Raw genomic sequence first — 9,930 nt, 5'->3', positions numbered from 1 at the left:
CACCCACCACCGGACTCGGCCGGTCACACCACACCGCCCGGGACTCCGCCCCAAACCCCGGGCCTACGCCCACGTACGCCCCGACTCGGTGAGATGACAGCGGGGGACCGGGGGCGGCAGCCCCCAGGGTTCGGGTCGGGAAGGGGCGGCGGGGGCGAGGAACCCCCTTACGAGTGCCCCAGCTCCGCGGACTCCTCGTCCGGCATCGCCGGCACCGACCCGGAGTCCGGCGCCGGGCGCAGCGGGAAGGGGTCCACCCGGTTCTCGTCGATCACCGGCTCCGCGGGCCGCGGCGGCGTGGGCATGACCGCCGCCTCCGAATGCCCCCCGCAGCCGTACGCCAGCGACACCACACGCCCGTCCGCCGGCGAGAACTCGTTCGCGCAGACCCCGAAGGCCTGCCCGAGGGAACCGCCGATCGGCGTCAGGAAGCCACAGCTGACGCAGGACGCCGGCGCCGCCTGCGCCATCGGGGTCTTCGCCCCGAACGCCTCGTCCCACCGGTCCGCGGCGGTGTGCAGGCCGTAGCGCGACAGGACGCGCGCCCGGCGCATCCCCAGCTCCTCCGCCACCGCGGGGATGGACCCGCGGGCCGGGACGGCCGGCAGTTTCGCGGGCGGCGCGGCCGTGACCTCGGCGTCCTCCGCCTCGACCAGCTCAGCCATCTCCTCGGAGACGGGGGAGTTCGGCGGCGGGCCCTCCTCGCCGGTGTAGCCCGGCTCCAGACGGAGGTCGTCGGCCTCCGTGGGAAGGAGGTCGCCGGGGCCCATGTCGCCGGGCCGCAGGCGTTCGCTCCACGGGACCCATTCGGGGGCCAGCACCGCGTCCGGACCGGGCAGCAGCACGACCTCGTCCAGCGTCACGGCCTTCGCCCGCGAGGCGCGCGCGACGGTCACCGCCCAGCGCCAGCCCCGGTAGCCGAGCTCCATGCACCGGAAGAAGTGCGTCACCACCCGGTCACCCTCGGCGAGGACGCCTACGTGCTCCCCGACCACGCCGGGTGCGGCGGCCTCCTCTGCCGCCGCGCGGGCGAGGTCGACGGCCTCGGCGCACAGGCGGTCGGGGGTGCGGCTTCGCGTGGTCGCTGCGCTCACAGGTATCGCTTCTCTCCTACGCCGTCACTCGGGTGCGGTTGCCACCGGCGGCGGAGCGGACGGAGCGGACCAGTGGGCCGCGTCGACGTCAGCGTCCGATCGCGCTCGGGCGCACCTGTGCCATCCATTGTGGGGGATGGCTGAGATACGCACGCTACCTGTTCGCGGCCGCTCATCCCACACCGACGGTCCTTCTACGGCCCTCCGCGCCGAGTTTCCCCGCACTCGTCCCCCCTGCCGACCCGGTCCCCGGCCCGCCCACAAGCCGCCCGGGAGCTGGTCCAGGAGCCCCCCGGAAGCCGTCCACGAGCCGGAACGTGCACGCCCATACGTGCGGTATCCGCGCTACATGCGGGTTTCTCGGGGCACTATGGCGGGGTGGCAGCCGCGAGAACACCCCAGGGCTCCACCGGAACCGGTGGGGCGAGGGGCGACAAGGGGAGGGGCCGGGTGAGCGGTTCGGGCCGGATGAACGGGTCCGTCCGCGCGATCGGCCGTGCCCTGCACCTGCCGTTCACCGGAACCGCCCGCGGCATCCGCAAGGCGACGCACGCGCACGGCGCCGGCGAGTCCGGCCTCGGGAAACTGATCGAGCTGCACGCCGTGAACGGCGCCGGCGATGTGATGATCACCATCGCGCTCGCGTCCACCGTGTTCTTCTCGGTCCCCACCGACGAGGCCCGCGGCCGGGTGGCCCTCTACCTGGCCATCACGATGGCCCCCTTCACCCTCCTCGCCCCGGTCATCGGCCCCCTCCTCGACAAGCTGCCGCACGGCCGCCGCGCGGCGATGGCGGGCGCGATGGCGGCGCGGGCGCTCCTCGCCCTGGTGCTGTCCGGCGCGGTCGTCACCGGCAGCATCGAGCTGTATCCGGCCGCGCTCGGCGTCCTGGTGGCGTCGAAGGCCTACGGCGTGGTCAGAAGCGCCGTCGTGCCGCGTCTGCTGCCACCGCGCTTCTCCCTGGTGAAGGCCAACTCCCGGGTCACCCTGGGCGGTCTCCTGGCCACCGGTCTGGCCGCGCCCCTGGGCGGCGCCCTCCAGGTCCTGGGCCCGCGCTATCCGCTCTACGGCGCCTTCGCGATCTTCGTCGCGGGCACGTTCCTGTCGTTCACCCTGCCGGCCAAGGTCGACTCCTCCAAGGGTGAGGACAGGGCGCTGCTCGCGGCCGACGCACAGCATCTGCACGGCCCGCACATCCGCCCCGTCAAGCGGCCCGGCCTGCGGACGGTCGGCAGCGCGGTCATCCACGCCCTGGGCGCCAACGCGTCCCTGCGCTGGCTGTCCGGGTTCCTGACGTTCTTCCTGGCGTTCCTGCTGCGCGAACACCCGATGACCGGGCAGAGCGCGGCGGTGTCGCTGGGCATCGTCGCCGTCTCGGCGGGCGTCGGCAACGCGCTGGGCACCTCCGTGGGCGCGGCCCTGCGCTCACGCGCCCCGGAACTGATCATCGTGACCGTGGTCGCGGTGGTCCTGGGCGCGGTGATCACCACGGCGGTCTTCTTCGGGGCGTTCCTGGTGGCGTGCCTCACGGCCATCGCCGGGTTCTCGCAGGCGCTGTCCAAGCTGTCCCTGGACGCGCTGATCCAGCGGGACGTGCCCGAGCTGGTGCGCACCTCGGCGTTCGCCCGCTCGGAGACGATGCTGCAGGTGTCCTGGGTGTTCGGGGGCGCGGTCGGCATCGTGATGCCGCTGAGCGGCACCCTGGGGCTCTCCGTGGCCGCCGTGGTGATCGCCATCGGGTGGTCGACCACCGCCCGAAGCCTGATCGGGTCCGGACGGCACGGCGGCTCAGCCCGCACGAAGGTCGCCTGACCGACGGGCCTTGGCCCGGCCCGGCACGGCGGCTCCCCGAACGAAGGCGGCCCGGTGTGCCGGCCCCGCCCCGCGGCGGCCGTCCCGGGCGGCCGAAAGCCGCCCAACCGGCACGCCGGCCCACCCCGCATGTGGGCGGCCCCGCCGCCCGGCCCCAGCCCGCGTGGCGTAACCCGCGGCCGCGCCGCACCCCACGTAGAGAGACCGCTGACCGTGCCCGATAGCCTTCGCCCCATGACCTCGATGCGATCCGTTGTGCGACGCCGCCGCGCCGTCGCCGCCGCCGGCGCCGTTTCCGCCGGACTGCTCGTCCTGTCGGCGTGCGACAAGCCGACTCCGCTGTCCACGATCACCGTCGGCTCCTCCTCGGTCAGCTCGGGGGCCACCTGCGGTGGTGAGGACGAAGTCCTCGGACAGGCCGAGCTGGCGAAGTGCCTGGCCGACAAGGACATCAAGTCCATCAGCGTCGACCCGGACGAGACCGTCCGCTTCGGTGTCGACCCGGACGTCGCCGACCAGCGCTGGACGATCCTGTTGAACGGCCAGCCGCTCACCGAGGACAGCGACAAGACCTACCGCGCCATCCCCGGCAGCGTCTTCTTCAACGCCCAGTACGGCGCCCAGGGCGACTCGACCCTGGTCACCATCAAGGCGGGCGACGGCAAGAAGGACAGCCAGTCGGCGACCGGCCTGTGGTCGTTCAAGCTGAAGAAGGACGACTGACCACGTCCTGCGCCCGCATCCTCGTGGCCACCGCGGTCCCCGCCGAACGGGACGCGGTGGCACGGGCGTTCCCGGAGCCCGGCAGCCCGGTGCGCCTGCCGGGTGTCACCCCGCACCGCACCGGCACGGCGTACGACCTGCTGGCCGCCGGCGTCGGCCCCGCCCTCGCCGCCGCGTCCGTCTCCGCCGCCCTCACCGCCGCCGCCCTGGCGGGCACGCCGTACGGCCTCGTCGTCTCGGCCGGTATCGGCGGCGGGTTCCTTCCCGAGGCGCCCGTCGGCTCCCTGGTCCTCGCCGACACGATCGTCGCCGCCGACCTGGGCGCGGAGACCGCCGACGGCTTCCTGCCGGTCACCGAACTGGGCTTCGGCACCGTCACCCACCACCCGCCGGGCTCCCTCGTACGGCAGGCCGTGGAGGCCACCGGAGCCCGTGCGGGCGCCGTCCTGACCGTGTCCACGGTCACCGGCACCGCATCCCGGGCCGCCGCACTGCGCGCCCGCCACCCGCGGGCCCTCGCCGAGGCCATGGAGGGTTTCGGCGTCGCCGAGGCCGCCGCCGCGCACGGCGTACCGGTGCTGGAGATCCGCGCGGTCTCCAACCCGGTGGGCCCCCGCGACCGCGCCGCCTGGCGCATCGGTGAGGCGCTGGCCGCCCTGACGACGGCGTTCGGGAAGCTCGCACCCGTCCTGGAGAGTTGGAACCCGCATGAGCACCGACCTGACCAGTGACATGACCGGCGACATGACCGGCGACCAGCCGCTGCGGATCGCCTACTCCCCCTGCCCGAACGACACCTTCGTCTTCGACGCCCTGGCGCACGGCCGCGTCCCCGGCGCGCCCGCGCTCGACGTGACGTTCGCGGACATCGACCTCACCAACGGCATGGCCGAACGCGGCGAACTGGACGTGCTGAAGGTGTCGTACGCCGTGCTGCCCTATGTCCTCGACGAGTACGCGCTGCTGCCCTGCGGGGGTGCGCTGGGGCGGGGCTGCGGGCCGCTGGTGCTGACCAGGGAGGCGGGGCTCGACCTGACGGGCCGTACCGTCGCCGTGCCGAGCGAGCGGTCCACGGCGTACCTGCTGTTCCGGCTGTGGGCGGCGGACGTGGTCCCCGGCGGGGTCGGCGAGATCGTCGTCATGCCGTTCCACGAGATCATGCCCGCCGTGCGGGACGGGAAGGTCGACGCGGGCCTGGTCATCCACGAGGCCCGCTTCACGTACCAGAACTACGGGCTGCACAGGCTGGCCGACATGGGCGAGCACTGGGAGTCCACCACCGGGCTGCCCATCCCGCTCGGCGCGATCATCGCCAAGCGGTCCCTCGGCACGGCGGTCCTGACCGGCCTCGCCGACTCGGTCCGCGCCTCCGTGCGCGCCGCCTGGGACGCCCCCGAGGTCTCCCGCCCGTACGTCATGGAACACGCCCAGGAAATGGATCCGGCCGTCGCCGACCAGCACATCGGGCTGTACGTCAACGAGTTCACGGCCGACCTCGGCGAGGACGGCTACGCGGCCGTGCGCGGGCTGCTCACCCGCGCGGCGGCCGAGGGGCTGGTACCGGCGCTCGGGCCCGAGTCGCTTTCGTTCCCCTGAGCCACCGGGTCAGCGGAGCCGCCGGACGGAGTCCGGCACAACCGCCCGCAGCCCGCGAAGCGGTGCAAGGGCGACAGAAAGAGGTGCCCCGCGCGGCGGCCGAGGGGCTGGTACCGGCCCCTCGGCCCGCGGTCACTCGATTTCCCGTAAGCCGGGCGGCCGCTGTTCGTGCGTCACACGTCCAACTGGTCGGCGACCGCGCGCAGCAGTCCCGCGATCTTCTTGCCGGAGGTCTTCTCGGGATAACGGCCCTTCTCCAGCATCGGCGTGATGTTTTCGAGGAGAGTCGTCAAATCCTGGACGATGGAGGCCAGTTCGTCGGGCTTCCTTCGCTGGGCGGCCGCGACCGAGGGTGTGGGATCGAGGACCACGACCGAGAGCGCCTGGTCACCGCGCTGTCCGGCCACGACGCCGAACTCCACGCGCTGCCCCGGCTTGAGCGCCTCGACTCCGGCGGGCAGGACCGAGGAATGGACGAAGACGTCACCGCCGTCGTCACGGGAGAGAAAGCCGAAGCCCTTCTCACTGTTGAACCATTTGACTTTGCCGGTGGGCACGTCTGTCCTCGTCCTCGTACTCGTCGGAAAACCGCAGGGGAAACGGGTCTTGATAACGCGGCGGCGGGTCCACCTTGACCCGCCGCTTCCAAGGCTAATGGTCTTTGTCCGGGTGACAAGACGTCCCCCGGTTGTTCCCTTCGGGCTGGGAACTACCCTGGTCGGGTGCGTGACACTCCTCCCCTCAGGGGTACATCTCCCAGCCCGCGGGACCAAGCGAATTTCGCCGCGCCCGGTGACCGACTGATCCGGGCCGGTGCCCTCGTGTTCTTCGTCGGCGCCCTGGCCACACTGGTCACCGTGGCCCCGCTGTTCCTCGACGCGAAGCCCTTTCCCACCTACATGTTCGGCCTGAGCATGCTCATGGGCGTCGGGTTCCTGATCGCGGGCGCGGGGGTGGTGCGGTCCGCCGCGGCCGGACGCCGGCAGGCGCGCGGCGAGCGGTAACCGCCGGACGGTGGCCGCAGGTCAGGCCGTGCCGGCGGTCACGTGCTCCGTGAGCCAGGCCGGGAAGTGGGTCAGGTCCGCGAGGACCACGTCCGCGCCGGCCGCGCGCAGGTCGTCCGCGCTGCACGGGCCCGTCGGCACCGCCACCGACAGCGCCCCGGCGGTACGGGCGCCGCGAACGTCCCCGACGTGGTCGCCCACGTACACGCTCGCGCCGTGCTCGCGCAGCGCCACCGCCTTGCTCTCCGCCCACAGGTTGCCGATGACGGCGTCCGCCTCGATGCCCAGGTGCGTCAGGTGGAGCTTGGCGTTCGGCTCCCACTTCGCGGTGACCACGATCGCCCGCCCACCTGCCGCCCGTACCGCCTCGATCGCCTCCCGGGCGCCGGGCATCGCGGACGTGCGCGTGACGGCGTACTCCGGGTAGATCTCCCGGTACAGGTCCGCCATCACCGCGACCCGCTCCGCCGGGAACCACTGCGCCATCTCGTCCTCCAGCGGCGGCCCGAGCCTGGTCACCACCAGATCGGCGTCGATGTACGTCCCGCTCCGCGCGGCCAGTTCCACGTAGGCGGCGTGGATGCCGGGGCGGGAGTCGATGAGGGTCATGTCCAGATCGAAGCCGACGACGGGAGCGGCGGAGCGCACGGAGATCATGCCCACCATTGTGCCGAGCCGGGGCAAGAGGGCGTCCCGGCCACCTGTCCCGCTGTCCGCCCCGCTGTCCGGGCTACCTGTCCCGCTGGGACCGCCAGACCAGGAACAGGGCCGAGGCCACGGCCGCCCCCCGCAGCACCCACGGCCACGTCTGCGCGAGCGCCTCGTTCATGTGGCCCTCGGGGATCGGGGTGCCCCAGCGGCCGGCCGTGCGGCCCCAGATCCAGACGATGCCCCCGGTGGCCGCGAGGCCGGGGAGGACGAAGACCGCCCACTTCTTCTCCGCCTCGGACAGCCGCCGCGAGACGTAGGCCAGGGCCCAGCCGACGAGCAGGGCGATCCAGGTACCGGTGACCGTGCCCGCGACCAGGCAGGCGGCGGCGACGAGCAGGAACGGGTTGCTCCAGCGCCCCCCGCGCAGGGACGGCAGGAACCGTCGGCGGGCGGCGGGCTCCTCCGCGTCGGACTCCGGCAGCCGCTCCACCGGCTCCGTCCTCGCCGCCTGCGGCTTCGGCGGGGGCCGCAGCATGTCCGCGATCTCCACGCCGCCGGTGAACCCCGGCACCTCCTCCCCCAGCCCGAACGGGCTCGCCTCGCGGCCCCACCAGTCCGGGGTCTCCCCGACGCCGCCCCGGAGATCCCGTCGCCGCCGCGACGATGTCGTCCGGGCTGCCGAGCCGGTCGAGGATGCGGCGGACGGCGGCGGGGCTGTCGACGGGCGCCTTGGCGCGCCGCCGGTCGATCTCGTTGCGCAGCTCGGACACGAGCCGCATGCGTGTGGCCGACGACAACTGCCGTTGCTGCGCCACGTCGCCGACGCGGCTCAGATACTCGTAGACGACCTGATCGCTCTCGATACCCACGAAGTCCCCTCCGGGGCCGGTGCCTTGGATACCCCGCCGTACGACGTTAGCGCAGCGTGGCCCCGTCCCGGCGCTCACGACGGCTGGCACACGCGGGGGTTGTCCACCTCCGGGCAGAGTCGGCTGCCGTAGGCGCGCAGGACGTCGTCGATCAGGGCGGAGCCGGCGTTCTCGTTGCGCAGCAGCACGAAGGAGGGGTCCTTCGGCCGGTGGCCGTCGAGCTGCATCTCCCGCAGCACGCCGGCGTACGGCGACTGGGTCGCGTGCTCGGCCGGCGTGTCCGTCTGCGCCCGGCAGCCGAGCCGTTTGCGGCCGCCGACGGCGAACTCCCACAGGAAGCCGAGGGAGGGGATCGCGATGCTGATGACGGCGACCCACTGCGGGCGAAGTGTTGCCAGGGCTGGGGCGTTCCGCCGGACGAAGTTCATCCCGAGGTCAGCGGGGAAACGTTCCGTTCGCCTGCCGTGCACCTGGCACACGGGGTCCCGGTCCCGGCGGGGTCCCCTCACCGGGCCCGCCACCCGCTACCGTTGAGCGGATGAGCAGCGACGAGAAGCCCTCGGCCCCGCGTTCCCTCGCGGAGGCGCTCCGCGCCCGGGACGACGCGTCCCTGGCCGCGCTCCTGCGCGCCCGCCCCGATCTCGTCACCCCGGTCCCCACCGACCTCACCCAGCTCGCCACCCGTGCGGGGACGCGGGCGTCGGTGGTGCGGGCCCTGGAGCACCTGGACCGGTTCACGCTCCAGACGGCGGAGGCGCTGGCCGTGGCGGCGGAACCGGCGGCGTACGAGGAGCTGCTGGGGCTCATGGCCGGGGACGCGCGGGACGCGGCCGTCGTCGCCGCGCTCCCCGGTGCCGTGGCCGTGCTGCGCGAGCAGGCGCTGCTCTGGGGTGACGACGACCGGCTGCGGCTGGTGCGCACCGCCCGCGAGCTGCTCGCCCCCTCGCCGCAGCATCCCTCGCCGACCGGTCTCGGCCCCTCCGTGCGGGAGGCGACGGCGGGCATGTCGCCGGGCCGGATCCAGGAGATCGTGACGGCGGCCGGGCTGGCGTCCACCCATGACTCGGTGTCGGCGGTCACCGCGCTGGCCTCGCTGTTCAGCGACCGCCGGAGGATGGGCGCGCTGCTCACCGAGGCGCCCGCCGAGTCCCTGGAGGTCCTGGAGCGGCTGGTCTGGGGGCCGCCGTACGGGCAGGTGACCGCGGATCCGGCGGCCCGGCTGCGCTGGCTGCTGGACCGGGGGCTGCTGCTGCCCACCGCCCCCGGCACGGTCGTGATGCCGCGCGAGGTCGCCCTGCATCTGCGGGGCGGCCACGCCCATCGCACGCCCGAGCCGGTGCCGCCCGCCGTGGAGCCGGCGGCGACCCGCCGTCCCCAGCTGGTGGACGCGGCAGCGGCCGGGCAGGCGTACACCGCGCTGGCCACCGTGGAGGAGTTGCTGAAGGACTGGGACGAGGGCGGTCCCGCGGTACTGCGCGCGGGCGGGCTGAGCCAGCGGGACCTGAAGCGGACGGCCGTCGCCCTCGACGTGCCGGAGCCGATGGCCGCGTTCTGGGTCGAGCTGGCGTACGCCGCCGGGCTGATCGCCTCGGACGGCGAGGCCGACGAGCGGTACGCGGCCACCCCGTTCTTCGACGAGTGGGTGGAGCGACCCCCCGCCGAGCGGTGGGTCGTGCTGGCGCAGGCCTGGCTCGCGGGGACCCGGACGCCGGGGCTGATCGGCGGGCGGGACACGAAGGAGCGGACCCTGTCGGCGCTCGGTCCTGGCCTGGACCGCTCGGCCGCCCCGGAGGTACGCCGCCGGGTGCTGACGCTGCTCGCGGGACTCCCGGAGGGCACCGCGCCGACCGCCGAGTCGGTGCTCGCCCGCCTGGCCTGGGAACGCCCGCTGCGCGGTCCTCAGCGTGACGACGACCTCCGCTCCCGGCTGGCCCGCTGGACCCTGTCGGAGGCCGAACTGCTCGGCATCACGGGCCGGGGCGCCCTGTCGTCGCAGGCGCGGGCCCTCCTCGGCCCGGCGGCCCACCCGCACGGGCCGGTCACCGACCAGGGCACGGGCTCACCGCAGGGTACGGGCGCCTCGCAGGGCACGGGCTCACCGCAGGACGCCGGCTTCCCGCAGGGCCCCGGTGACAAGCTGCCCTTCCACCACCACGCCGCCCCCCTTCAACCACCCCGCAC

9 protein-coding genes and 2 pseudogenes are annotated in these 9,930 nt (G+C 74.0%); 6 read left to right on the top strand and 5 right to left on the bottom strand.

What is annotated here, in order from left to right; genetic code table 11:
* Positions 1–167: 167 nt before the first annotated feature.
* Positions 168–1,094: a DUF3027 domain-containing protein gene (locus P1P75_RS35690; protein ID WP_319263322.1), complete on the bottom strand. Its 927-nt coding sequence runs from the start codon at positions 1,092–1,094 to the stop codon at positions 168–170.
* 378 nt (positions 1,095–1,472) lie between these two features.
* On the opposite strand from P1P75_RS35690, the gene P1P75_RS35685 reads away from it, so the two are divergent.
* The 4 genes from P1P75_RS35685 (at position 1,473) to P1P75_RS35670 (ending at position 5,225) form a co-directional block, all read left to right on the top strand.
* The gene (locus tag P1P75_RS35685) at positions 1,473–2,906 is read left to right on the top strand and encodes an MFS transporter (RefSeq protein ID WP_319263321.1); all 1,434 of its coding nucleotides are present in this window, start codon (positions 1,473–1,475) and stop codon (positions 2,904–2,906) included.
* A gap of 234 nt (positions 2,907–3,140) precedes the next feature.
* Positions 3,141–3,629, top strand: coding sequence for a DUF2771 domain-containing protein (locus tag P1P75_RS35680; protein WP_319263319.1), 489 nt, complete (start codon positions 3,141–3,143; stop codon positions 3,627–3,629).
* A complete protein-coding gene (locus P1P75_RS35675) occupies positions 3,599–4,360 on the top strand; it encodes a futalosine hydrolase (RefSeq protein WP_319263317.1) in 762 nt (253 codons plus the stop codon). Before P1P75_RS35680 ends, P1P75_RS35675 begins: the two co-directional genes overlap by 31 nt.
* Before the next feature lie 13 nt (positions 4,361–4,373).
* Complete coding sequence (locus P1P75_RS35670; protein WP_319263324.1) at positions 4,374–5,225, top strand: 1,4-dihydroxy-6-naphthoate synthase; 852 nt, start codon at positions 4,374–4,376, stop codon at positions 5,223–5,225.
* 173 nt (positions 5,226–5,398) lie between these two features.
* Here the strand turns inward: P1P75_RS35670 and P1P75_RS35665 are convergent, their stop codons facing one another.
* Complete coding sequence (locus P1P75_RS35665; RefSeq protein WP_319263315.1) at positions 5,399–5,782, bottom strand: cold-shock protein; 384 nt, start codon at positions 5,780–5,782, stop codon at positions 5,399–5,401.
* Between the two features lie 165 nt (positions 5,783–5,947).
* Between P1P75_RS35665 and P1P75_RS35660 the strand changes: the two genes are divergently transcribed.
* A complete protein-coding gene (locus P1P75_RS35660; RefSeq protein ID WP_319263313.1) occupies positions 5,948–6,229 on the top strand; it encodes a hypothetical protein in 282 nt (93 codons plus the stop codon).
* Between the two features lie 21 nt (positions 6,230–6,250).
* Here the strand turns inward: P1P75_RS35660 and P1P75_RS35655 are convergent, their stop codons facing one another.
* The 3 genes and pseudogenes from P1P75_RS35655 to P1P75_RS35645 form a co-directional block, all read right to left on the bottom strand.
* Positions 6,251–6,886 carry an HAD family hydrolase gene (locus P1P75_RS35655; RefSeq protein ID WP_319263311.1) on the bottom strand — a complete coding sequence of 212 codons (636 nt, stop codon included), beginning with the start codon at positions 6,884–6,886 and terminating at the stop codon, positions 6,251–6,253.
* A 73-nt stretch (positions 6,887–6,959) separates the two neighbouring features.
* Positions 6,960–7,749, bottom strand: a pseudogene (locus tag P1P75_RS35650) (hypothetical protein).
* Between the two features lie 74 nt (positions 7,750–7,823).
* Positions 7,824–8,177 carry a hypothetical protein gene (locus P1P75_RS35645; protein ID WP_319263309.1) on the bottom strand — a complete coding sequence of 118 codons (354 nt, stop codon included), beginning with the start codon at positions 8,175–8,177 and terminating at the stop codon, positions 7,824–7,826.
* Between the two features lie 110 nt (positions 8,178–8,287).
* Between P1P75_RS35645 and P1P75_RS35640 the strand changes: the two are divergent.
* Positions 8,288–9,930 (top strand): annotated as a pseudogene (locus tag P1P75_RS35640) (DNA-binding protein); the annotation flags it as partial.

The organism is Streptomyces sp. ID05-39B (genome assembly GCF_033794725.1).
In the GTDB taxonomy this organism is placed as follows: domain Bacteria; phylum Actinomycetota; class Actinomycetes; order Streptomycetales; family Streptomycetaceae; genus Streptomyces; species Streptomyces bobili.
This window is presented reverse-complemented; position numbering and strand designations above follow the sequence as displayed.